The sequence below is a fragment of the Microcoleus sp. Pol12A5 genome (genome assembly GCF_036701435.1).
GTDB lineage: Bacteria > Cyanobacteriota > Cyanobacteriia > Cyanobacteriales > Microcoleaceae > Microcoleus.
Window position 1 is genome coordinate 25,041 of record NZ_JAUBQU010000042.1, and the last position, 24,433, is coordinate 49,473.

The following is a 24,433-nucleotide window of genomic DNA, read 5'->3' on the forward strand; positions in this document are numbered from 1 at the left end:
CGCACTCGGACCCCTAGAAACCGTTTTTTTTACATTAGTGAGAGTTTGAAGGAAGTATGGCCCTTTAAAAAATCGGCTTCTGCGCCCAGAACTGACCGGGAAAAATCCACGTAAAAATTTTTTCTTTTCCTTTTATAACAAAGAACAAAAAAAGCCGGCTCTACAATTGCCGACCGTTAAAATTATGACAAAAATAAGAAGTCCTGGACGCAAAGCGTATATAAAGTGTAGGGTGCCTCAGAAACGGTCGATTGCTTCTTCATTCCTGGACGCAGAAACCCTTTTTTTTTACGAAAACACTTAGTTGCAGTCCAAGGCTTAAAAAACTCGGTTTCTTTGGTAGTCCTAGACGCAAGGCTGCATAGAAACCGGGTTTGTTAACGAAAATAATTAGTTGCAGCCTGCAGAAACGATAAAAAAACCCGGTTTCTTTAGTATTTATCCGTAAGTCCTGTCCTTGCTTCTTGCTTGTTCTTTCTGGCGGCTGCCTTTCGGTTTTAATCTGTCGCCCTGTTGGTATTTAAGGGGGTGTGCAGGCGGATTTGTGGAAGGATTTAAGAGTTAATTGGGTGAAGTTTGGACAGTGGGCGAGGGACTGGGTGAAGCAGGGCGCGGTGAAGCAGGCCGCTGTGAAGGAGTTGCAGAAGGAGTGGATTGGGTGGATTTTTTGAGACCGACAAAAAAGTCATAACGGGTGGTACGATCGCCAATGACGGCCGCTGTAACGCCGATCGACCGCGTGGCATCAATCCACATTTTTTGGCTGGGAGGAAACTCCGGTAAAGCTAGGTTTTTGGGGTTAAACGCACTCTCGGTGTCGATGAAGAAATTCCCGTTGTGGGGTTTAAGTTGCGATCGTACAGTTTTCTGGAACAGTTCGCTGCTTAAAAGCGGACTTTTCGGTGCCGGAACGATTGTATCAACCACTGGAGCTCCTACTGTCATAAACGCTACATCGTTCATCCAACCGCGAGTTACCGTAATCCCTCCAAACGGCGATGTCCATTTAATCGCCGGTTTGCCGCCGACTTGAATTTCCTCCACTCTAAACCCTTTCATTTTCATCGTTTCATCAAGCTGTTTCAGGGATTTGTCGGCGGCGCCCCGGTTGTTTGTTTCCACCATAAATACAAATCCGGCAGCAAATTTTTCTCTGGGATTCTGGGCGGGGGCTGGTATTAATGATAGAGAAAATTCTCCTGCCATCCAGTTCATTAAGTCTTTATCTAAATCCAGGCCGGTAGTGGATTTTAAACCTGTGCGTAAAACTTGGGGATTAATCGGGGAAATCGGGTTCGCATCGGCTCCCAATACGTAGTCTTGCCACAAACGCTGCAAGTTGCCGCCGGATACCATCATTATTGTATTGCTTGGCAGGCGATTAACCATTTTTAGAGCATTGTTTTCTACTGCTATCCTTCTGGTAGAATCTGGTTTTAGCCAAGAGACTGATTTGAATCCAATTCCTTCTGTATCCAGCGTCGCTGTGGTGGCAAATCCCTGATTTTGTTGCAGTTTTTCGAGGCTCTCTGGCGAAATTTCGCGAGCTGAGTTAGCCGCGGCATAGGCGGCGGCAACGGGCATATTGACGTAGATTTGACCGAAGGCGCCCGGACTTTTTATTTTGTCTATGGCGTCTGCATAGCCAGGGGTTTTGGCTAGGGAAGGTTCGCCTTTGTAGGTGTCGATTATTCTGTCTGTAGCGCTAGAATCTGTGGTGACTGCTAGATAGCTGGTGCCGAGTACCGCGACTGAGAAATTGCGATCGGGTACGCCTTGAGTTTCTGTGACTTGGACGCCTTTATAGTTACGCTCAACTATTTTTCCTTGGCTGAGAGGCCTGGGTTTTGTTAATAATTCTTTGGCTTTGATCGGGTTGGCAATTGGCAGGATAATTGCCACTGACTGTTGAATTGGCGGAGACGGGGGCGCATTGGGTGCGGGCGGGGGGGCTGGTATAGCTATTTTGTTGCGGAGAAAGGCTACCATTGCTGTGTTACCGACCCAGGGTTGAATGTCTTGCTGGTAGGCGTAGCCGTTGCTGGTGAGAAGACGATCGCGCATTTCGCTTAAAAACCTTTCAAACGAAGCTTTTGACTCGGGCGTGCCAAACTCTCGCAGTCTATTCCACTGCGATTGATCGGTGCTGATGGATAGGGCCATCATCGTATCTTGCGGGACAACGGTTGCCCCCGCCGGCAAATCTTTGGCGGGCCCACGGGAGATGACTAGGTAGTAGGTGACAAAGCCTAAACCGATCAGAAGTGTGGCGGCTCCGATCGTAAACAGCAGGGAAGATTTATCTTTCTTAAACATTATTCGTAAGGTTCTGGTGCTCGCAACATGATAGATTATTTTCTTGGCTCATGTAACAGATACATTAGCAGATACACTTAACCGGGCAAATCTAGGAAAGTTGACTGTTGACTGTTCACTGTTGACTGTTGACTGTTGACTGTGAGCCTAAAAACAGAAAATTGTGCTTATATTTGGTGGCAGATTGAAGGAGACTTTACCAGAACGATGCTACCGGATTTGATATAAGTCTGTGGAACGAAACCCCCCACAAAAAATGTGGCTAGACTTTTGTGAAATGGTATTAACTGAATCAGTTTCTGGCCTTAAAGTCTTTAAAGATAGTTTGAAACGAGTACATCAGTCGGTGGACATCGTTTGTGGCTCTAGGAAAAATGTTGAGTTCCCATTTTTTGCGAGCAGTAGTTAGCAGTTTCGCTATGGGTTGGGAGTAACTATTAGAAATGAAATAGCTACCGCCTTCGTAGCGAATGTCTGACGCTAAGCCGATAAAAGCACCAGCCATTTCTAGTTTTAGTTCCGAGGTGCTGTGTTCCGATTTTACTGCTAAAATTACCTGCGAGTGCCGGGGTTCGCGGTTGAGCAAGCGGCAGATATTGGCTTCTTTTTGGTACAAAATTAAAACGTTGCAGTTGTGCAAAACTCCGGCTCTACCTTGGACTTTTACTCCTAGGTGAACTTCCAGGGCTGGTTTGTCGGGAAATTCCACAACAGCATGAGTGTATGGATGTGCACTTCCGTGGATTTTTCCCGCCGTTTTTCTAAATGTTAAATATTTCGGTGTTTCGTCGTCTAAAACATTGTTGTAATAAATAGTACCGCCTTCATTAGCAACTGCTTTTAGCAAGATGGTGAAGAGGTAAGTATCAAAAATTCTGGCTTGTTCTGCCGCTGTGTTAAACTCGGGATCAATCGAGCTTTTTAATTTGCTTTTAATTTCGGAATTGATGGCGTAGTTGCTGGGCCCGGATGGCAGTTTTTCGAGCAAGTGCTTGAGGGCGATCGCCTGTTTGTGACGGGGCGCTGTGACGTTGGAAGTAAACTCGATTGTTTTGGCAGTTTCGGCACCTGAATTGGCAAAGGTAATTTTTGTGCCGAGGGGAGAGGTTTCTGATTCTACTTTCAAGAAATAAGCAATTTCGTCTTCCATTTCGGAAGTGTTGACCGTCGCTTGTTCGACAGCATTAATTAACAGCAAAAGTTGTTCTTTTGCGGTATAATCTTCTATCTTGAGTAGAGGTGTTTTTCTTTTGAGCGATCGCTCTTCTATTACTTTGCCTATCTCTACAGTATCCGCTACTTGTTCAACTACCCAACCCAAATTAAACTCATTCAGAATTGCCGCCAGTTCTTGATAGAGTTTGGCGTACTCGATCTCGTCCATAATTGTTTCTGCAGTGCATACTATTCTGATTATACAAGCTGATTTGATTTTTTGGTCAATGGCTGGTGAGCAACTACGCAGATTGCCTGTAATAGCGGATTGGCGGAGTGTTCGAGTGTCCGAGTGGGGAAAATTTTTCTCTTCCCTGAACATCAATCCGTTACATCCGTTAAATCCCGTAGACTGCTGGTTGCCGAACTTGCTGCTGCTTGAGAGAGACAATTGGGAGTAAGCTATTCTACGACATTTGTAGCGATCGAACTATGGCAACTATCAACGACAACTACCTCAAACTCAAAGCCGGCTACTTGTTTCCCGAAATTGGGCGCAGGGTGAAAGCCTATGCAGAGGCGAATCCGGAAGCGCCCATCATTCGGCTGGGGATTGGCGACGTAACTGAACCGCTACCGGCTGCTTGTCGGGAGGCGATGGTGAAGGCGGTGGAAGACATGGGTTCGCGGGATACCTTTAAAGGATACGGCCCGGAACAAGGTTATGAGTGGCTGCGGGAGAAAATTGCCGAGCACGATTTTAAGTCGCGGGGATGCGATGTTGATGCTTCAGAAATCTTTATTTCTGATGGTTCTAAGTGCGATTGTGGCAATATTCTCGATATCTTTGGCAACAATAACACGATCGCAGTTACCGATCCAGTTTATCCGGTGTATGTAGACACTAACGTGATGGCTGGACACACGGGAGATGCGAACGAAAATGGCGAATACGGCGGCTTAGTTTACCTGCCAATTACAGCGGAAAACAATTTTACTGCCCAAATTCCCACCGACAAAAAAGTCGATTTAATTTACTTGTGTTTCCCAAATAACCCGACGGGGGCAACTGCAACCAAGGAACACTTGCAAGCTTGGGTAAATTATGCTAAAGCTAACGGTTCGATTATTTTCTTCGATGCGGCTTACGAAGCGTATATTACCGATCCGAGTTTACCGCATTCTATCTACGAAATTGAAGGGGCGCGTGATTGTGCGATCGAATTTCGTTCTTTTTCCAAAAATGCTGGTTTTACGGGTACTCGTTGTGCGCTAACAGTTGTACCGAAGACTTTGACTGGAAAAGCTGCAGATGGGTCCAATGTCGAAATTTGGAAGTTGTGGAACCGCCGCCAATCTACTAAGTTTAACGGAGTTTCTTACATCGTGCAGCGCGGTGCTGAGGCGGTTTATTCTGAGGCTGGCAAGGCACAAATTCAGGCATTAGTCAATTTTTACATGGAAAATGCTGCGATTATTCGCGAGAAGTTGACAGCGGCGGGAATCGAGGTTTTTGGTGGCGAAAATGCACCTTATGTGTGGGTGAAAACGCCTCACGGTTTGTCGAGTTGGGATTTCTTTCAGAAGTTGCTGGAAACTTGCAATGTGGTGGGAACTCCGGGTTCTGGTTTTGGTGCGGCGGGTGAGGGTTATTTCCGCATTTCGGCGTTTAATAGTCGGGAGAATGTGGAGGAGGCGATGAGACGGATTGTGGAGAAGTTTAAGGTGTAAAAGGGGGAGAGATAAATCTTTTTGGGGCCGGGTTCTTCGGCCCACCCCACAAGAAAATTGATCTCTTCTGGAACAGGCATCTTGCCTGTTCATGCAAATGCTGAAAAATGTGAGTTATAATCAGCTTACTGCCGAATTTTCAGGCAGCCACTCCACAAATTCCTCGAAGTTGACGAGCTTGGGTAAAGTTAGAGTTATAGGTTTTCAGAATTACTGATAATATAAATTATATCTCTATCCATCTGCGTTTATCTGCGTGCATCTGCAGTTACAAACTCCCAATCTGCCAGTAGTGCCAGATTCAGACAATTTAAAATACTGGATTTAATCGGGCGCTTTTCATCCCAAAATACGATCGCTGAATAAAAGTTAATCGCCGCCGGTGAATTCAAAAGCTCAAAAGTTTGACGCGCAACTTCCTCGTCGTCAAAGCCGAGAAAGTAAACAGTATCATCAAAAACCACAGGTTTATCAGCTATTTCACCGATCAACCTAAAATCCAGTTTTTTATAAAGCCCGCAAATCGCAATTTTCCAAAGTTTGAAGGTATAATCGCCAACTCCAAAAATCGAAAATCGAGGGTTGTTTTGATAAATTTTGCTTTTTCGATTATCTAAATATTGCCCGCAATCCTCCAGATAGCGCCCGGTTTTAGGAGCTATTTTTTTGATATTTTCAGTTGACTCCCCGATAAATTTTTGAGTAATGAGCATATATCGATCGGTAGCATTAATTCGATTTTGAGCAACACCAGAGCCTTTGATTAGCGGAAACAGATAAGTGTCCTCAATATCGACAACTTCTCCGAATGTATTTACAAAATAATTGTCTATTTTGCGAAACTCCATCACGTTAGAACAGTCGTGCTTTACACCCGATCGCCATTTTGTCCCTGAATTCACAGCATATAAATTACTCAATTTACTGAAAGAATTTATATCCTTAACCAAGAGATTGTTGTGATATCCAATTCGGTGACAGTCTGAAGTTTCTAAACTGCTAAATACATCGCAGAAGTAGTTTCGCGAATGAGCATCAAATTTGCAGACTAACAAACAAGCATCAACATTTGCATCAAAATATTTTTTAGCATCTATTTTGTAAGTTGCACAGTCAGCGAGATTGAGTTTTTGAGAGTGAAGGTAATTCAATAACTTTCTAGCAGTCGAAGTCTTGCAAAGCATCGCTAGATCGGCATCGCGCTTTTGCAGCCATTGCACCGCCTGAATCAGCATCCATTCTGAGATATCGAAGTTACTCTTACCTGTGAGAGCATCTAAGCCACTGTGATTTTGAAAATTGTTTTTTTTAGGTAAATTTTCGCTACCAATAGTTCCTTGTTGCGAGTTGGTCACCCACGGAAAGTTGCCGAGTACAAGCAGTCGAGTGCTACATCGATCGACTAATGATTTCCAATCAAAATCAAAGAAATCTCCGTGCCAAATATCGCATCTCTCATCCTGAAATAATTGCTTATTTAGTCTGACTTCTTTTAAGTAATTTTGATTTATTTCAACCCCAATAATTTTGGCTGCGGATGGAAACGAACGTGCAGCAGCTTGAATAAAATTACCGATACCGCACGTCGGCTCAATTATGGTGCCAGGATTGACATTAAGTTCTACTAATTTTCGACATACCATCTCGGCTAATGCCGGCGGTGTCTGAAAATCGCCGTATTCTAGTTTGGTTTTGCGATTGTTAGAACTCATTGGTTAGATTTATAAACTGCGATAACACCTTCCTGTTGTCCGGCACGCTCAATGACCCTTCCATACTGAAGTCGCCATTGCAACGCATTAGAAATGGTCAAAAAACCTTGCAAGGGTGGGTTTCTCAGTATTTCGTCTGCAATGTTACCTGCTTCAATTTCGTCAACAGGTAGATTTTTGTCAAACATGAAAGCAAGCAAATCATCTTTATTGCCTTCGTTATCTAAAATATAGCGAATTCCACGGGTCATTTGAAAATCTGCTGTTCTTTCGGCACTAACGTAAATTGTATGCAAAATATTCAGCGTTGCAGTTCGGATGGTACTGTTGTCTGTCTTTTCGTAAACAAAGATAATCAGTGAATATCCCAGCCCAAAAATCTTTTGCCTTGCAGATTTGAAAGGACATGACGACTGCGGTTGCCTAACACTTGTTACCTTCACGTCAACCAATATCCCTGGGAAATCGATGCCGCTTGCTGAATTGCCATCTATAAATTCATATTGCTGCTTGAGATAGAGTCTGAACTTTTGCTCCAAATATGTTCCAACAGCCTTTCCGTCTGTGATTCCGTAAAGCAGAGGTTCCGGGTGTTGAGACTCGGCTGCTGAAAATATTGCCGCCTCAGAACAAAGAATTTCTACGGTCAGAGTTGTCATTTTGATGAACCACCACATTTTTAATTGGCTGAGAAGGTAAACAGTATCATTATTATTTGCCACTCTTAATATTCTATCGATCGCCCTCGCTGGGAAAACCAAATTGGTCTGGTAATTCATCGGAAGTAATTTGCAAAATCTTTAACAACTTCTTGTATTGAACAGGCGTTAGCTTCGGTACCGATCGCCCAGCTTCCCAGTTGCTTACCGTCGCTTCCGTAACGCCAAGTGCTTCTGCTAGCTGCTTTTGAGTCATAAACCGCTGAACTCTCAGTCGCATTAGGGGCGATCGATCGGCTCTTTCTGAGGTTTCCATAGGCTATTTGTTAAGTTATATTAATTTATTTGGGTTTTGCCTAAAATGATTGACATCTACCCTAAATTAATTTAGATTTAACCCAATAGAGATTAGACAGCACCAGCTAAGCCACTTGTGCTGTAGGGGAATTGCTGTCTTTTCTTCAACTTGTTATTGTACGCGGTTTTACCGTTACAAAGCATCAAACCAATCCAAAATTATTAGTCAAAGCTATGTTGCAAGATTCATCATCGAACCAAACATCGCCCAATCTTTTAACCAACCAAACCTTTGAGGGCGATCGCGAAGCAGTCCGTCACGTCATCATCGGTTCGCCGCTGGGGGTACGCCGAACTATCCACCAACTGCACGCATTGCGCTACGAGGAAGCTGTTCGTTGGACTCATCCGATCGCCATTCCCGACAATCGCATCATTATTACACCCGATCAGGGAGAAATCATGAGTCTGTTAGTCAAATTAATCCGGCTGCAATGAATTCATAAATGTGCGATCAATGTTTCTAGAATTGAGTCAAAAGTGCGATCGCGAATCTCTTCTCGTTGCCCGTGCTAAACTCAACAGATATATCCAAAAACTCTTGTGGGGTAGGCATCCTGCCTGCCCTTGGCACAAACTTAACAACTAGCTCGCAATTCAGCTTATGATTGTTATCACTCCCGTCCTCAAACCTGTTAGCCAGATCGAGCTTGCTCCCGGCAGTGTCGTAACTATTCCCAATATAACTTGGCTGGAATTTGAGTCAATTTTGGAGGAATTGGGAGAAAAGCGATCGGCACGAGTTGCTTACAGCCAAGAGACTTTAGAAATTATGGTTCCTTTACCCGAACACGAAATTCCCAGAGATTTAATCTCTGATATTGTCAAAATTTTACTCAAGTCGGCGGGCATAAGATACCAACCCTTCGGTTCTACTACTTTCAAACGGGAAGGTGCAGCAGGAGTTGAACCTGATGCTTGCTTTTATATTCTAAATTATCAGCGGATGATTAACCGCCGTCGACTTTTACCGGACGATCCGCCGCCCGATTTAGCAATTGAGACGGATGTAACTTCTAAAACAAAGATCGAGGCCTATAAAATTATTGGAGTTCCAGAAGTATGGGTTTACGACAGCGGCAGACTTCGCATTTATTTGCTGCAAGATGGAGAGTATGTAGAATCGGATATGAGTCCGAATTTTCCGGGAATTGCGATCGCGCAACTGATTCCGGCTACAGTGGAACGTGCTTGGCAGGTGGGAAATTTGCAAGCGCTAGAAGAATTTGAAAGTGCGATCCTCTCCGAGGGCTTCGCTAACGGCTAAACTCGTAGGAGACGTTACGCACTTCGCACTTCGCATCCAAAAAATCACACACTTACTGCCACATTGTCAACCCCTAAAGGTCGATAAATTGTATCTCTTTGCTGATAACTCCGCCCCAAAGAACTAATCGCATTTTGCAAATCTTCCACAGATTGACAACTGCCGCCAACCGCACCGGCCATCGTTGTAATGTGCTCTTCCATCAATGTACCGCCGATGTCGTTGCAACCCCATTTCAGCGCTTCTGTAGCTCCATCTAAACCTAATTTTACCCAACTCGGTTGATGATTGGAAATCAAATTGCCTAAGAAGATTCTCGATACAGCGGTGAGTAACAATGTATCTGCTAAAATTGGTTGGTCGCGACCGACTCTACTCCGCAAAGGAGCCGGTGCTTCTTGCCCGACAAATGGTAGTAAAATAAATTCTGTGATGCGTGCTCGATAGTTTTGGTCGATCGCAGTTTGTTGGAGCGATCGTACTTTTTCTAAATGCAAAACCTGCTGTTCGGCTGTCTCAATATGCCCGCACAGCATCGTACTCGTTGTCGGCAAACCCAGACTGTGAGCAGTTCCCACAATTTCCAGCCAAGTTGCCGAATTTAGTTTTTCCGGGCAAATTACCCGTCGCACAGAATCGTCGAGAACTTCTGCAGCAGTTCCGGGCATCGAACCAACTCCCGCATCCTGCAAAGCCGAAATTACATAGCTGAAACAGAGATTATCTTCTCGGGCAATAAATTCTATCTCTTGAGGTGAAAAAGCGTGCAAGTGCAACTGAGGAAATTTATCCTTAATAGTTTTCACCAATTGCACATAATAAGGCAAAGATGCGCCGTTCAGCTTAGCTTGAAGATTTAAGCCGCCCTGCATACAAATTTCCGTGGCACCCCGCTGCACTGCATCAGTTGCCTTTTCCTGAATTTGAGCTGCATCTAACCAAAAAGCGCCCTCATCTCCCTCGTCACGGCGGAATGCACAAAAACTGCAATGCTGCTCGCAAATATTGGTGAAGTTAATATTGCGGTTGATAACATAGGTGACAGTATCCCCTGATTGTCGGCGGCGGAGCAAATCAGCGGTTGTTTGAATAGAAGCTCGCGCGTCTGGGTCTCTTTGCTGCAAAAGGATCAAGGCCTCTGCGGAAGAGATGTTATAACCTTGTAAAGCTCGATCGAGAATTGCATCCACAGTTTTTTTGTTAGCTAAGCTACAGAATTGCTGCCTAGAATTAAGGCGTTTTTATATTTTAACGAATCAACTATAGAGGAACGATCTTCTAAAATCTCAAGTCTTACAAAACCATCCTTTATTTTCTGGACACTGAAATGATCGGAGTCAACCAAGTAAATCAGTTATTGCCAGTGCCGTCTGGGCCTTTGGAAATTCCTGCTTTAGAGACTTTTAATTCAAATTTTACAGACGCAGGCACACCGCCAATTTATTTTTCCCTGGTCATTCCTACCTACAACGAGTGCAAGAATGTCAAGAGTATTGTGGAAAAATTGAGCCACTTGCTCGATGGCAGTATTCCCGGCAACTACGAATTAATTGTAGTCGATGACGACAGCCCCGATCGCACCTGGGAAGTTGCCCTGTCCCTGACACCGGAATATCCGCAATTGCGGGTAATGCGCCGGGAAGAGGAGCGGGGACTTTCCACAGCAGTAATTCGCGGGTGGCAGGCAGCTCGGGGCGAGGTTTTGGGCGTCATCGATGCCGACTTGCAGCATCCCCCGGAGACGCTGTTGCAGCTTTTAGCAGAAATTCAGCGGGGAGCAGATTTAGCTGCTGCGAGCCGTCACGTTGCCGAGGGCGGGGTGAGCGATTGGAGCGTTGTCAGGCGATTTTTATCGCGGGGCGCTCAAACTCTGGGGTTGGTGATCCTGCCGGGAGTCGTGGGCCGAGTTTCCGATCCTATGAGCGGGTATTTTATGGTGCGTCGCAGTTGCATAGCGGGCAAAACCATGAATCCTGCTGGTTACAAAATATTGATTGAAGTGCTCGGCAGGGGGGACATCCGCTGGATTGGAGAAGTTGGTTACGTGTTTCAGGAACGGCAAGAAGGCGAGAGCAAAGTTACTTGGAAACAGTATATTGAGTATTTGCGACATTTGCTTCGGTTGCGGTTTGCCCGCTGGCCGATGGGCAAGTTTCTGCGGTTTGGCATCGTGGGTTTCAGCGGCGTGTTTGTGAATATGGGGGTTTTGTACGTGCTGCGGGATATCCTCAATTGGGAACTGACTCGCAGTCTGATCGTTGCTGCTGAATTGGCAATTATCAGTAACTTTTTGTGGAATGATTTGTGGACTTTTGGCGATATTTCTAAGCGGCAGCCAGGAAAGCGCCAGCGATTGAAACGGCTGTTGAAATTTAATACGATTTGCTTGATGGGTTTGATTTTGAATGTGCTGCTGGTTAATTTGCTGTTTAATGTTTTTGGGATGAATGAATATTTGGCTAATTTAATTGCGATCGCGGCTGTGACTCTGTGGAACTTCTGGATTAATATGAAGTTGAGCTGGCGGGTAACGGAAGTAGATAGGTAATTGGTAATCGGTAATTGGTAATTAGTAATTGATCGTTGATAAAATGACTGATGACTAATGACTAATGGCTCTTCTTCCCTATGCCTTTGAATGACTGAATTAATGATCAAGAACAAACAACTGTTGTTGCTATTGCTGTGGACGGCGCTCGCCTTTATTTTGCGCTTTGCCAATTTGGACTCGAAACCGCTGTGGACGGACGAGTTTTCGACTCTAGTTTTTAGTTTGGGCAACAGTTTTCGAGGGGTGCCGCTCGATCGCGCGATCGACCTTTCTACATTATTACAACCGCTACAATTGCGTCCCAATGCTGGCATTGCAGATGTTCTAAACCATTTGCTGCTAGAAAGCAACCATCCACCAGTGTATTTTATGCTCGCCCACTGGTGGATGCGACTGTTTGGGCCGACTGAGGATAGTTTAGTTTGGATTGGGCGAGCTCTTCCTGCATTATTGGGCGTGATTTCAGTTCCTGCTATCTACTTTTTGGGCAAATTTACTTTTAGTTCTCGTTTAGTCGGTCAATGTGCGGCCGCGATGATGGCAGTTTCTCCCTACGGCATTTATCTCGCTCAAGAAGCTCGCCATTACACTTTAGGAATCTTATTAGTTGTTGCCTCTCTTTTTTGCTTGACATTAGCTGCCAAAAAGCTACAGCAGCGCGCTCCATTGCCTATTTGGGCGGTGCTGCTTTGGGTAGTGGTTAATTGTTTAGGAATTGCGGTTCACTACTTTTTTGCACTGACTTTGTGTGCGGAAGCAATAGCATTAATTGCAGTAATCTGGCAGCAGTTTAATGGAAAGTTGCCAATTGACAACAGCCAGCAGCCTAATATTTGGCAATTTCACATCCTCTGGCGGCTTTTCTCCGTAGCGATGGGTACTTTGGCTGGCGGTTTAGTTTGGCTGCCGGTATTTTTGTCAAATAAATACGGCAACGAACTAACTAATTGGATTGTCAGCGGCGATCGCACATTTTTAAATGTGATTAATCCGATTTTTCAAGCTTTAGCTGGATGGATCACTGTGATGTCTCTGCTGCCCGTTGAATCGCAAAATTTGGCAGTAGTAGTTGCATCGGCGATCGCAATGACAATATTTTTTATATTGGTGCTGCCCATCCTGTTTAGCGCTCTTAAAAATTCCTTAACAATGCCAGATACTCGTTTAGGTACTGTTATTTTCGGCGGATTTGTGCTAGGCTCAATTTTCCTATTTTTCAGCTTTGCATATATTCTAGGGATTGACCTAACTCGCGGGGCTCGATACAATTTCGTCTACTTTCCGGGGGTGATATTGCTTTTAGGAGCAACCTTGGCGGTTATTTTTAAGACACCTACAACAAAAAGTCAATGGTTTAATTTACCTGCTGTGAAAATTGCTGGCAAAAAAGCAGTCGTGCTAATTTTAGTAATGGGTTTTTTTAGCGGTGTCACAGTAAATTCCAATCTCGGCTACCGCAAATATTACAAACCCGACCTTTTAATTCCGGTTATCCGCGAATTCTCGAAAGTTCCCGTCCTAATTGCCACTACTCAAAAGACTCATGTAGAAATAGGAGAGTTGATGGGGATAGGGTGGGAATGGGAAAGAAGTTCGGCAATGGATTTTGTAGCGGGTGTAACGGATGTTAGGAAGAAAGAAGAAGTTAAAGCCTTTGATTCTCCGCTGTTTCTTTTGGCTAACCAGAGAAAGGATGGGGCGGAAATAGTGGCAGGGACACTTGACAAAACGCTCAGTCAATTAGAACGTCCGCTTGATTTGTGGCTGGTTAATTTTCGCGCACCTGTCAATCTAGAACCACAAAAATGTCAGCTTGAATCGCGCGAGTTGCCTGCGGTGGATGGGTATGAATATCAAGTTTATCACTGTTCTAGGTCATAGGTAGGTCTTAGGGGATGGCTCGGTCGATCGCACTTTCGATTAAAATAATTAAAATAAGTGCGTTAGCGAAGATTTCCGCAGGAATCGATCTTTCATTGCAGTACAAATTTTGCCGCAGAGGTAGCTCCTCAAAGTTTGAGTCACTCTCAGTATGCTCAACTTTCTGATTGAATTAAATCGCCTGCAGGTGGATGTCATTTGATAGCTTTGTCAGCGGTCAGAATATTAATGACTCTCTCTATTTAAGACTAATGCTGTAAATGTAGCTCGTCCAATTGGAGTCAAACCAACTATTGATAATCCATCCGCAGACCAAATAAAATGTTCGCCCCAACTATCTTGTCTGGGGTTAAACAACGGTACTTCTACGTCTGACTGAGCATCTATCGCTCTAGTTTTATCAGATTTCTTGCGGTTGCAGTGAAAGCAAGCTAGTGCCAAATTGTCAATATCGTTAGTCCCATTTTTAGTTAAGGGAATGATGTGTTCGATAGTAAACTCTACGTACTGCCATTGTTCGGAGGCATGACAATATTCGCACAGACAGTTTGCTCTCTGACGAACTTGATTTTGGATATTTTCAGGAATTTGACGGCGAGCGGACATTTCTACACAGTAGGCTGAATCTGCCCCAAGAAAATATTGCGGACAGTCCGATTGACAAAACTGAGGTAATCGTCGATTTCTTCGTAAAGATTGAGTTCTTGTTCTTCGTCAGGATTGAGGGGCAAACTTTGTTGTTTGTCCAACAGTTCTTGGATGCGATTTTTGACAGCGGTGGATGCTCTAAAAATTGGTATGCCTTCCACTAATTCAATTCCGACAGCTCCTTCTATAGGTAGAGTATCGCGCAGGTTTTCCAGTTTTGGCAGGATTAGCATCGTTGTGGATTTTATGGGTTTCCATCTTGATTATATCTAGGTTTTTTTCAATCTTGCCTCACACTATCGGGTACGCCCACCGCCGAAATCCCCGATATCGCCTTTAAATTTTGACACCGAATCAACTCATTAAAATCCAAACTGCGCCCTTCAATTTGCGCCACAGCCTCGATCGCCCCAAGCAAATGTCCTGCCGCTTCCGCTTCGTTGTAACCACGCCTTCCCGCTACTCTAATCGCCCCTTCGTCAGCATCTAACTCTACTTGAGAACTGCGGTTGTCGCGCCAAATTCGAGTCATGGCCAGTCCCGTCAAACCGCCCGCGATCGCAGTGCCGATCGCATCTCCCTGCAACAATTCTACAACAGTCCCGACAATTCCCGCCAAAGCCGCACCTTGATAAATATCCGGTTTAAACCACTTAAAATTGCACAGAAAACTTACATTCCGCAATAGCAGTAAATCCCGCTGCGGCTTAGATAGCAGCCGCCACAAATCAAAATTAATATAAATCGGGCGAGATTGATTCCAAGGCAAAGGAAAATCGCAGTCAATTACCGTTGATTGTTGGGGCTTATTAATAATTTTACACGTCATGCGGCCGGAGGCTGGCATCACATCTAACAGGCGGCGAATTTCTGGATCTGGATTCATATTTTTTGGGAAGTGGTTATTGGTAATTAGATTTATTGCAGAAAATTTTGATTAATATGTCAACCGCAGATTCAAGGCAGATAAACTCAGATAAACGCAGATAATTTTTAGATTGTTTGGGAATGCTTGCAATTTGAGTCTAATCTGTAGGGACACGGCCTTGCCGTGTCCTTGTCCCGTAGCTCATTTAAGGACTTTTCTTAGAGTCAGATTTGGGACATTATTGAGCTTTCGGAGTTGCTTTTTCAGTCTTCGGCGAAGGCTTCGGACTGGAAATTGCTGGGGCAACTGATGGCTTTGAATTCGCGGCTGGGGATGGCAGTGGTTTGGGAGAATCAGGGGCTGTTAGCGGGGCAGCAGGGGCTGTTTTAGCGCCTAAAATGCTGGCGTCTCCGGTGTCGAAGGTGCCCGCGATGCAAGCGATCATCATTGTCGCTAAAGTGCCGACAAATAATGCTTTCCAACCGAGCTCGGAAATGTCTTTGCGGCGGGATGGAATTAGGGCGATCGTGCCGCCGACAAATATGCCGACGGAGGCTAAGTGGGCGAAGCCGGAAAGGGCGTAACTGACTATTAAAACTGTACGGTCGCTCACCAGTCCTTTGGCCGATGCTTCTGCTAAACTTTGATAGGGCGGAATGGCTGTTTCTAACAGCCTGCGACCGATGATTACTGATGCTTGCCAAGAGTCGTCAATGGAGACTCCTGTTAATAGCGTCAGGGGATAAAATAAAAATCCCATAATGTTGGCTAAGGTGACAACTTTGAACAAGCCACCAATTGGGCCGGGCAAAATGGCCAGCCAACCAAAGAATTGATTGATTAAGGAAACTAAGCCTAAAATTAAAATCAAAACAGCGGCAATAGCTACTGCCATTTTTACACCGTCCAATGCACCAATTATCGCTGCATCGAGAGGGCTGACTCGTTCGATGGGTTCTCCCCCAACAGTCTCTTGTGGAATCGCTTCGCCGTCCATTTCGGAAATTTCTTCGCCCACAAACTCGCGGCCTTTAGGCTTCCGTTCTTCCTTGGGAATGCCGCCCATTGTCAGCGGCACGCCTGTTTCGGGTACTAAGATTTTGGAGAGAACAAAACAAGCGGGAATGGCGATAATTGAAGCTGAAACTAAGTGTCCTAAAATATTGGGAAAAACTGGCTTGAGAAAACTAACGTAAATTGCTAAAGTTGAAGAAGCTGCCGTCCCAAAACAGCAAGAGAGGATTGCACAAAGTTCCGAACGAGTCATTTTCGGCAAATAAGGCTTGACGACAATTGCCGCTTCAATTCCTACGAAGATATTAGCAGCGCCGCTGAGGGCTTCTGCGCCGCTCAACCGCATAGTCGTATAAAAGATTTTGGCAAAAAGTTCGGTGATAATTTGAATCACGCCGATGTTGTATAGCAAGGCCATGAGGCCAGAAAAAAATATGACGGTCGGTAAAGCTCGAAAGGCAAAAATATATCCTAAATTAACTGCCGGATCTTTACCCGGTATAGGTACAACATTGCTCCCGAATACAAATCTCGCTCCAGCGTCAGCAGCGGTGAATACTCCATCGAGTAAGCCAGTAAACCACTCTAGGGCGATGCGAGTTGGGGGGAACAGGAATACTAAAAATCCTAAGACTAATTGCAGTCCAATGCCCCAGGTGATGACGCGCCAGGGAATATACTTGGACTGTCGGTTTTCTGAAAAAATCCAGGCGATCGCACATAAGCCAAAAATTCCCAGAAACGAGATAAGATTGTAGATTGACATAAGCCTAGTCCTTGAAATACTTAAGAATGCCGATCGACGGTTTGCACCACATCAGTTATACTATTCATCTGACGGCAAATACTAAAAAAAATAACGGGCCGATAAATTACGCACTCAACAGCGTACTTATGTCATTGCTTAGGTCATTCCGAACTCTGCGGATCTTTAGCAACCCTTGATTTGCCGTAATTACCAGCAGTTTAGATAGAAACTCTAACACATGGAAGCTTTTGCTCCACATCCTCCTGAATGGACTGCGACGGCGGTTCACGCTAATGAGTTTTGCTGCCCCAAGTGCGGCGCTAGCTGTACGGATGCCACTGAGGTCTGGATTAATCGCCGATCGCCAGTATATACCGAGTTCAACCGTCGCAAGTGGCAAGAATTTTACCGCTGCCAGTGCGATGGCGTGTGGTGGGCCTGGAGTAACGATAGGCCTCCTTCTGAATTTGTGCGTCGCGATCAGAGCTCGGAGGAGGGATCGAATGAGGGTCCGGATGACGGCCCTGATGATGATTTTTAGAACGGTGACAGAATTTTTGCTTTTCGCTTTTCGATTTTTTTATTTAAAATTAGGGTAAGGTGCGCGGCCCGGCGCACCCTACATTTAGATAAGTTAACGCCAGTTATCAACTAATTGAGCACGTCAAGTATTCCCTTGACTACGCCTTCCATGACTCTTTCAATTAAGCTCAATTCATTCTCGCCGATCGACTCATTTAAGAGCATTGACTGAATTCGCTGTCTGTCATTGCGAGTCAGTTCGCCTGACGAAAATATCTGCTCAACTATTTGTTCAGTTAGAAATGGGAAAGCTGGAGTTTGCATGGTTGATCTCTAAAAGCATCAGTATTTTGTTTTTAACTGTATTAGAGGAGCCAGTTATTGTGTGGGTTTTTACTTTCTCACCCCATCCGTGCTCCAATCATAGGAGTCTGGGGGGAGTTTGTCAATACACTTGTTACAGATCAATACAAAATTTGCCTTAAATTTCCGACATTCTGGCAACGGGTGGTTTTGGAGTGCGATCGACCCCCGGCTGTGGCGGTATTCGATCGACCTTTTTAAGTTTATTGGCACTTTGGCGGAACATTACAGCTCAAAAAAAATCAAAACGAGAAGAGATTAAAATTGGTAATGGAGAATTAGCTTTTCTGAATTCCCTCTTCCTTCCGGCTAATGACTAATGACTAAGAACTAATGACTAATGACTAATAGCTTCCTCCAATGACCTATTTTCGTTCTGCTCTAATTTTGACATTAGGTTTTGGGCTGCTACCGCTAGCAGTGCGATCGCAACCTGTCGTTCCCGCTACTGACGGCACGAATACTGTTGTTAAGTCCGAGCAAAATCGCACAGACATTAGCGGCGGACAACTGTCGGGAAACGGGGGAAATCTGTTTCACAGCTTCAGCCAATTTAATCTCAGCGAAGGTCAAATAGCTAATTTTCTAACTAATCCAACTATTCAAAATATTTTAGGGCGGATTTCCGGCGACAATGTTTCCGTAATTAACGGTCTGATTTCTGTAACCGGTGGCAACTCGAATTTATTCTTAATGAATCCGGCGGGAATTGTCTTCGGTCAAAATGCTAGATTAAACGTGCCGGGGTCGTTTTTGGCGACAACTGCTACAGGTATTGGTTTCGGCGATCGCTGGTTTAATTCTAGCGGAATTAATGATTACAAAGCTTTAGTGGGAAATCCCAATCAACTTAATTTTAATAACTTACAATTTGGTACAATTGTCAATGCGGGAAACTTAGCCGTGGGCACCGGACAAAGTTTAACTTTAGTCGGTGGCACAGTTATTAATACAGGCAAATTATCCGCTCCCAACGGTCAAATTACTGTGGCTGCTGTTCCGGGAAAAAATGCAGTCCGTATCAGTCAAATCGGCAATTTGTTGAGTTTAGAAATTACTCCGTCTTTGCATTCGGAAAAAGATGCGATCGCCCCGGTTTCTTTGCCTCAGTTGCTGACGGGCCCCGGCGTAGCGTCAGCCACAGGTTTAACGACTAACGAACAAGGTCAATTGGTACTGACTGGCGGCCAAACAGTGGGGATAAATGGGGGAAGTGCGATCGTCTCCGGTTCTGTAAATGTATTTGCTCCTTCTGGGAATGCTGGCGGCACAGTTAATATTTTAGGGGAAAAAGTCGGACTGTTCGGCGCAAATATCGATGCTTCCGGGACGAACGGCGGAGGTACTGTGCGGGTCGGAGGCGGTTTCCGGGGGATGGAACCTGTTCCGAACGCACTGGTAACTTATATTAGTCCTGATTCTACGATCGCAGCCAACGCGATCGACCGCGGTAATGCCGGCACTGCGGTAATTTGGTCAGACAATACAACTCGCTTCTTTGGCAAGATTAGTGCTCGCGGGGGCATCGCCGCAGGTAACGGCGGAAGAGTAGAAGTTTCCGGCAAAAATGCTTTAACTTTCCAAGGAAAGGTCGATACCCGCGCAACTAACGGTGCGATCGGCAATTTGTTGCTAGATCCGGCAAATATTACGATCGTCAGCGGTAACGGCGACAGCAGCGCGCCATCAACCGGTGGCGGACTCGAAGCGGCACCAGAACCCAATGAAACATCGATCTCAGAAGTGCAGTTGGAACAGATGGCGGCCGGCAGCAACGTGGTTCTAGAAACCCCAGGCTACATCAGCATCCAAGACTTGCCCGATAACAAACTTTCGCTGCAAGCGATCGCGGGAGACACCGTAACATTTAGATCGGGCGGAGTGTTTTTTGTCAATGACCCCAACGATTTAATCGAGACTCAAGGTGGCAACATCAACTTTTTCGCCAGCAGCATCTCTCTGGGCGGAGTCACTGCTAACGGCGGGAATATCGCTCTCACGGCTAACGGCATTGACTTTAGGGGCGGCAGCAATTCCGTCAGCAGTGCGGGGGGAACAATTCGCTTGCAACCCAACGATAACCGAGCGATTCGGCTCGGTGGCACTGGCGATATTTTGGGCATTTTAGACTTGACGGCAAGGGATATCGGCGCTTTGGCGGGGGGTTTCGGCTCGATCGCGATCGGGCGCGAAAACGGTAGCAGCTCGTCGATCGCGATCGTCGCACCCATTACCTTCAACAGCCCGCTGACACTTCAAGGCAGCTCGATCAGGATCGACAATCCCCTGAGCACAACCGGCAGCGCTAGCTTGACTCTCGACGCGCCCAAAACCGATCTCAACGCCAACATTGCGACATCTGGCGGCGATCTGACTTTTACAGGAAACGCATCCCTCAATGCTGACGTGGCTTTGATCGCGGAAGTTACCGGCAACATTCTGTTCTCCGGTAGCCTAGACGGAGCTCGCGCCCTTAGACTAGACGCTCAGCGAGTGCTGTTCGGCGGTACAGTCGGTCAAGCTGCACCGCTGGCGAGTTTGTACGTCCACGCCGGCAGTACCGAGGTTTCGGGCAATATTGCGACATCTGGCGACATGACTTTCAACAGTAACGTCACAGTCGATCGCAGCGCCGCCCTAGCGGCCACTACCGGCAATATCGCTTTTGCCAATACCCTCGACAGCATCCCGGGCCGAGCTAATAATTTGACGCTGCGCGCTGGCGGCAACATTACTTTTGAGGGCCTAGTCGGTCAAACTCAGAGGTTGGGCCTGCTCTCGGCTGACGCTGCTAGCGTGACGGCTGCTTCCACAATTACAGCCCGCAGTTTGAGCGTTAACGCGCGAGATTCTGTTACCTTCGGGGGGGACAGTACGGCCGCTTTGGGAGCCGATATCAAGGCAGAAAATGTCCTCTTAGAGGGTAATTTAAGGACGGATGGCGGCAGCGTGAACCTGCAAGGAAGCGGCGAGGTTCGGACTGGTAATATTACCTCGAACGGTGGGAGGATTCGGGTTGAGGGAAATACTGTTTCAGCAGGTGCGATCGACTCTTCATCGGCAACGGGAACTGGAGGCGCGATCGCTCTCCAAAGCAATGCCGGCCGTTTAACTGCGGGAGCTTTGAACGCTTCCGGGGCGATCGGCGGAAATATTGCCGTCACCTCTTCATCGGGCATTTCGGCTCTCGATCTCAACTCCAGCAGCACTTCAAACGGCAACGGCGGGGGCGTTTCCCTGAACGCGACTGATAACATTCAGTTGGGCTTTATCAACGCTCAAGGCGGCACTGGCGGTACTGGTGGTAGCGTTGATGTGACAACCCTCGGTTTGTTTCGCTCGAACAATGTTTTCAACGATATAGCGGGCAATTTTTCCAGTATTTCTACTGCCGGAGGTGCGGGGGCGGGGAGGATCGCAATTCGCCACGGAGGCGCTATCGATCGACCGTTTGTAGTTGGCGGCGCGATCGACAATGGAACCCTAGGAAGCATTAATGCTGGCGCGGGAAACGCCATTTTGCCCACTTTTTCTTTTGGACAAACTTACACCCAAGGAAGTTTACCAAATCAGATTTCCCTAATTACACCGGGCGCGCCCTCTACTCCTGCACCAATTCCCGAACCAATTCCCGCACCAATTGCTGCACCAATTCCCGAACCAATTCCCGCACCAATTGCGGTACCGCCTGTAGTGCCAGTAGTCCCCGTAAATCCCGATCCGGCGCTGTCACTTCCTGCATCTGTGCAAGTAGAATTGCGATCGCAAAGTCGAGACAAAACTTCCCAAATTAACCCGGATATTTTCCTTCCTTCTCGCAGATTCGATTCGGTAGAGTCGGGAGTTTTAGCATTTGAGAAAACCTTTACTCGCGAATACGAAAAATATCTAGACTTGCCCGCAAGAAGACCGATTAGTAATATGTCGGTGATTTACGAAAATCTTCGCAAAAACGAAGAAATTACCGGAATTAAATCGGCAATTATTTATATGAATTGGGTCAGCAGAGCGGATGCAGGCGCCGCCAAACAAAATGATTCTGTAGTGGTGGCCAGTCAGGATTTATCTAATCTATTGCCTGTGAGAACCAACCTCGCATCCCATCCCCCTCATCCCTTACAACATAACTTGACCCAGAGGTTGCAGCCGGATGGCAAAGAAGTTTCCGATGTTCCTAACGGGGATCATTTAGAATTAGTGTTAGTAACAGCTAACGCTGAACCGAGGCGCGTTTTAATTCCAGCGACAACACGCTGGCAGGTGTTACAACTAGCTGACGCATTTCAAAGCGAAATAACTAATCCCCGCAAAAGAAGCAGCATTAGTTATTTGGATACGGCGCAAAAACTTTATCGGTGGTTAGTTGCGCCAGTTGCCACAGAATTGGCAGCTTTAAAGATTGACAATTTAATTGTAATTCCGGCAGCAGGTTTGCGGAGCGTGCCGTTTGCGGCCCTTCACGACGGCAAAGGCTTTTTAGTTGAGAAATACAGCATTAGCGTGATGCCGAGTCTGAGTTTAACTGATATCGGCTACGACAATATTGCTGATGATGAAATTTTGGCGATGGGGGCGTCGGTATTTGAAGATAAAGCGCCATTACCGGCGGTGCCGGTGGAGTTAGAGTCGATCGCGCCGCCCGATCGCGGAAAATCATTTTTGAATCAAGATTTTACTCTCGGAAATTTGCAAGCTCAGCGGGCAAATCGGCCTTTTGGCATCATTCACTTAGCAACTCACAGCGAATTCCAGCCTGGGGAACCGAAAAATTCTTACATTCAGTTGTGGGATACTAAATTGCGTATCGATCAAATGCGGCAGTTGCGGTGGAATGAACCGCCGGTGAATCTGTTAGTTTTAAGCGCGTGCAGTACCGCTTTGGGCGACGAAGAGGCGGAGTTGGGGTTTGCGGGTTTGGCGGTAGCTAGCGGTGCTAAATCGGCTTTGGCGAGTTTGTGGGAAGTCAGCGATGAGGGGACTTTGGGGCTGATGACGGAGTTTTACCGCCAGTTGCGAACCCCCAGACGCGGTGGCAATTTGATGATTAAAGCGGAGGCTTTGCGGCGCGCGCAATTGGAGATGCTGCAGGGGCGCGTGCGGATTCAAGACGGGATGCTGCGAGTCGAAGGGCTTTCTACGAGTCTAACTTTGCCTCCGGAAATTGCGGCGCGGGGCGATCGAGTGCTTTTGCATCCTTATTATTGGGCAGCCTTTACAATGATTGGCAATCCTTGGTAATAGACCTCTTGCAAAAATCCTTTTTATCAATTGATCTGCCGGAGAGCCCGTCCTAATTATTTTTGCAAGAGGCCTAATGAAGATGTGGAATGAAGAAGGAAAAAGAGGCGATTTGTACTCGCTTTCATTACATGGTAATTCCCCTATTTATACTCTAATTATGCAGCGCCCACATCTCCTAGGAAGACTAACGGCGATCGCACTTCACTCTGTTTTGCCGGATTTTGCAGGAAACTGTGGAGCGATCGCACTCCTGACCGTAATGTTTAGCCGTCTTCTTGTTAAGAAATGTTAATATAAAATAACTTTTATTTTTAAACTTAAGTTTTTATTAAAGTTTCGGATATTATTTATGTATTAGAGGATACATCTACTTAATTAATTAACAATTTCTAAAAAAAATAATTGAGTATTAATACTGACAAGAGGCTGTAAGAATGATTAACTTACCGGGCTACGACATTATTAACCAAATCCATGAAAGTAATAATTCTTTAGTTTACCGAGGAGTGAGAAAGCAAAACAACCAACCGGTAATTCTCAAATTTCTCAAACAAGATTATCCGATGCCAGCTTCGTTAGTTAGATACAAGCAGGAATACGAAATCACACACAATCTTAACCTAGAAAGTGTGCCTAAAACCTACAGCTTAGAAAAATACCATAACAGTTTGGCTATCATTTTCGAGGATTGTGGTGGAGACTCATTAAAGCTCTTGTTGGCTTCTCAACAACTTACCTTAGAAGAGTTTTTATTAATAGGTATTAAAACAACCAGGGCTTTAGGTGAAATTCATCTACATAAAATCATTCATAAAGATATCAATCCCAGCAATATTATTATTAACTCAACCACAGGGCGAGTTCAAATTATAGATTTTGGCATTTCTACTGTTTTAAAGCGCGAAAATCCTACCCTGAAAAATCCTAATGTTTTAGAAGGCACTCTTAGCTATATATCGCCGGAACAAACAGGCAGAATGAACCGAGCAATAGACTACCGCACAGATTTTTACTCATTAGGAGTCACTTTTTACGAACTCCTAACGGGGCAATTGCCATGGGATTACAGCGATGCAATGGAATTAATCCACTGTCACATTGCTAAACAAGCAGTACCGCCCCATCAAATCAATCGAGAAATTCCTAAAGCTGTTTCTGATATTGTGATGAAGCTATTAGCGAAAACCGCTGAAGCCAGATATCAAAGCCCTTGGGGAATTATCGCTGACTTAGAAGAATGCCTAGAACAATTAAAAACTACGGGAGGAATTGCAGATTTTGCGATCGCCCAAAAAGATATTACAGATAAGTTTCAAATCCCTCAAAAACTCTACGGCAGAGAAACAGAAGTTGAAACATTATTAGCAGCCTTTGAGCGAGTCAGCAGAGGCAGCACCGAA

20 protein-coding genes are annotated in these 24,433 nt (G+C 45.6%); 9 read left to right on the forward strand and 11 right to left on the reverse strand.

The window, feature by feature from the left end; all coding sequences use genetic code 11:
• Positions 1 to 561: 561 nt before the first annotated feature.
• Positions 562 to 2,316 carry a DUF3352 domain-containing protein gene (locus QUA45_RS13715; protein WP_333221095.1) on the reverse strand — a complete coding sequence of 585 codons (1,755 nt, stop codon included), beginning with the start codon at positions 2,314 to 2,316 and terminating at the stop codon, positions 562 to 564.
• Between the two features lie 292 nt (positions 2,317 to 2,608).
• A complete protein-coding gene (locus tag QUA45_RS13720) occupies positions 2,609 to 3,700 on the reverse strand; it encodes a hypothetical protein (protein WP_333221097.1) in 1,092 nt (363 codons plus the stop codon).
• 263 nt (positions 3,701 to 3,963) lie between these two features.
• On the opposite strand from QUA45_RS13720, the gene QUA45_RS13725 reads away from it, so the two are divergent.
• On the forward strand, positions 3,964 to 5,202 hold the full coding sequence (locus QUA45_RS13725; RefSeq protein WP_333221099.1) for an LL-diaminopimelate aminotransferase: 1,239 nt from the start codon (positions 3,964 to 3,966) through the stop codon (positions 5,200 to 5,202).
• A gap of 248 nt (positions 5,203 to 5,450) precedes the next feature.
• Here the strand turns inward: QUA45_RS13725 and QUA45_RS13730 are convergent, their stop codons facing one another.
• From QUA45_RS13730 to QUA45_RS13740, 3 genes are read right to left on the reverse strand one after another with little or no spacing between them, the layout of a single operon-like run.
• Entirely contained in the window at positions 5,451 to 6,914 is a 1,464-nt protein-coding gene (locus QUA45_RS13730) for a class I SAM-dependent methyltransferase (protein ID WP_333221100.1), read from the reverse strand.
• Complete coding sequence (locus QUA45_RS13735; RefSeq protein WP_333042058.1) at positions 6,911 to 7,636, reverse strand: restriction endonuclease; 726 nt, start codon at positions 7,634 to 7,636, stop codon at positions 6,911 to 6,913. The genes QUA45_RS13730 and QUA45_RS13735 overlap by 4 nt, the downstream gene beginning before the upstream one ends.
• Before the next feature lie 10 nt (positions 7,637 to 7,646).
• Positions 7,647 to 7,889 carry a helix-turn-helix transcriptional regulator gene (locus QUA45_RS13740; RefSeq protein ID WP_333221102.1) on the reverse strand — a complete coding sequence of 81 codons (243 nt, stop codon included), beginning with the start codon at positions 7,887 to 7,889 and terminating at the stop codon, positions 7,647 to 7,649.
• A gap of 215 nt (positions 7,890 to 8,104) precedes the next feature.
• On the opposite strand from QUA45_RS13740, the gene QUA45_RS13745 reads away from it, so the two are divergent.
• Together QUA45_RS13745 and QUA45_RS13750 are read left to right on the forward strand one after the other, a co-directional pair.
• The gene (locus tag QUA45_RS13745; RefSeq protein WP_333221104.1) at positions 8,105 to 8,368 is read left to right on the forward strand and encodes a hypothetical protein; all 264 of its coding nucleotides are present in this window, start codon (positions 8,105 to 8,107) and stop codon (positions 8,366 to 8,368) included.
• A 166-nt stretch (positions 8,369 to 8,534) separates the two neighbouring features.
• Entirely contained in the window at positions 8,535 to 9,197 is a 663-nt protein-coding gene (locus QUA45_RS13750; protein WP_333221106.1) for a Uma2 family endonuclease, read from the forward strand.
• A gap of 44 nt (positions 9,198 to 9,241) precedes the next feature.
• Here the strand turns inward: QUA45_RS13750 and cofH are convergent, their stop codons facing one another.
• The gene (gene cofH / locus QUA45_RS13755; RefSeq protein WP_333221108.1) at positions 9,242 to 10,387 is read right to left on the reverse strand and encodes a 7,8-didemethyl-8-hydroxy-5-deazariboflavin synthase subunit CofH; all 1,146 of its coding nucleotides are present in this window, start codon (positions 10,385 to 10,387) and stop codon (positions 9,242 to 9,244) included.
• A 137-nt stretch (positions 10,388 to 10,524) separates the two neighbouring features.
• Here cofH and QUA45_RS13760 point away from each other — a divergent pair, with 137 nt between their 5' ends.
• Both QUA45_RS13760 and QUA45_RS13765 read left to right on the forward strand, forming a co-directional pair.
• Positions 10,525 to 11,745 carry a glycosyltransferase gene (locus tag QUA45_RS13760; RefSeq protein ID WP_445305313.1) on the forward strand — a complete coding sequence of 407 codons (1,221 nt, stop codon included), beginning with the start codon at positions 10,525 to 10,527 and terminating at the stop codon, positions 11,743 to 11,745.
• Positions 11,746 to 11,835: 90 nt separating this feature from the next.
• A complete protein-coding gene (locus QUA45_RS13765; protein ID WP_333221110.1) occupies positions 11,836 to 13,629 on the forward strand; it encodes a glycosyltransferase family 39 protein in 1,794 nt (597 codons plus the stop codon).
• A 225-nt stretch (positions 13,630 to 13,854) separates the two neighbouring features.
• Here QUA45_RS13765 and QUA45_RS13770 read toward each other — a convergent pair whose 3' ends face one another.
• The 4 genes from QUA45_RS13770 to QUA45_RS13785 form a co-directional block, all read right to left on the reverse strand.
• On the reverse strand, positions 13,855 to 14,235 hold the full coding sequence (locus tag QUA45_RS13770) for an HNH endonuclease (protein WP_333221112.1): 381 nt from the start codon (positions 14,233 to 14,235) through the stop codon (positions 13,855 to 13,857).
• Positions 14,236 to 14,237: 2 nt separating this feature from the next.
• Complete coding sequence (locus QUA45_RS13775) at positions 14,238 to 14,510, reverse strand: hypothetical protein (RefSeq protein ID WP_333100998.1); 273 nt, start codon at positions 14,508 to 14,510, stop codon at positions 14,238 to 14,240.
• Positions 14,511 to 14,557: 47 nt separating this feature from the next.
• A complete protein-coding gene (locus tag QUA45_RS13780) occupies positions 14,558 to 15,163 on the reverse strand; it encodes a DUF3318 domain-containing protein (protein WP_333066433.1) in 606 nt (201 codons plus the stop codon).
• Positions 15,164 to 15,383: 220 nt separating this feature from the next.
• On the reverse strand, positions 15,384 to 16,925 hold the full coding sequence (locus tag QUA45_RS13785) for a nucleoside transporter C-terminal domain-containing protein (protein WP_333221114.1): 1,542 nt from the start codon (positions 16,923 to 16,925) through the stop codon (positions 15,384 to 15,386).
• A 220-nt stretch (positions 16,926 to 17,145) separates the two neighbouring features.
• Here QUA45_RS13785 and QUA45_RS13790 point away from each other — a divergent pair, with 220 nt between their 5' ends.
• Positions 17,146 to 17,448: a hypothetical protein gene (locus QUA45_RS13790; protein ID WP_333221116.1), complete on the forward strand. Its 303-nt coding sequence runs from the start codon at positions 17,146 to 17,148 to the stop codon at positions 17,446 to 17,448.
• Positions 17,449 to 17,558: 110 nt separating this feature from the next.
• On the opposite strand, the gene QUA45_RS13795 is transcribed toward QUA45_RS13790, so the two are convergent.
• Positions 17,559 to 17,753, reverse strand: a complete 195-nt coding sequence (locus tag QUA45_RS13795; RefSeq protein ID WP_333066438.1) for a hypothetical protein — start codon at positions 17,751 to 17,753, stop codon at positions 17,559 to 17,561.
• A gap of 399 nt (positions 17,754 to 18,152) precedes the next feature.
• Here QUA45_RS13795 and QUA45_RS13800 point away from each other — a divergent pair, with 399 nt between their 5' ends.
• From QUA45_RS13800 to QUA45_RS13810, 3 genes are all read left to right on the forward strand, one after another.
• Positions 18,153 to 23,030 (forward strand): CHAT domain-containing protein, encoded by a 4,878-nt coding sequence (locus QUA45_RS13800; RefSeq protein ID WP_333221118.1) that lies wholly within the window; start codon positions 18,153 to 18,155, stop codon positions 23,028 to 23,030.
• 76 nt (positions 23,031 to 23,106) lie between these two features.
• A complete protein-coding gene (locus tag QUA45_RS13805; protein ID WP_333101002.1) occupies positions 23,107 to 23,325 on the forward strand; it encodes a hypothetical protein in 219 nt (72 codons plus the stop codon).
• Positions 23,326 to 23,467: 142 nt separating this feature from the next.
• Positions 23,468 to 24,433, forward strand: a 966-nt coding sequence (locus QUA45_RS13810) for a protein kinase domain-containing protein (RefSeq protein WP_333221120.1), incomplete at its 3' end; no start/stop codon positions are given.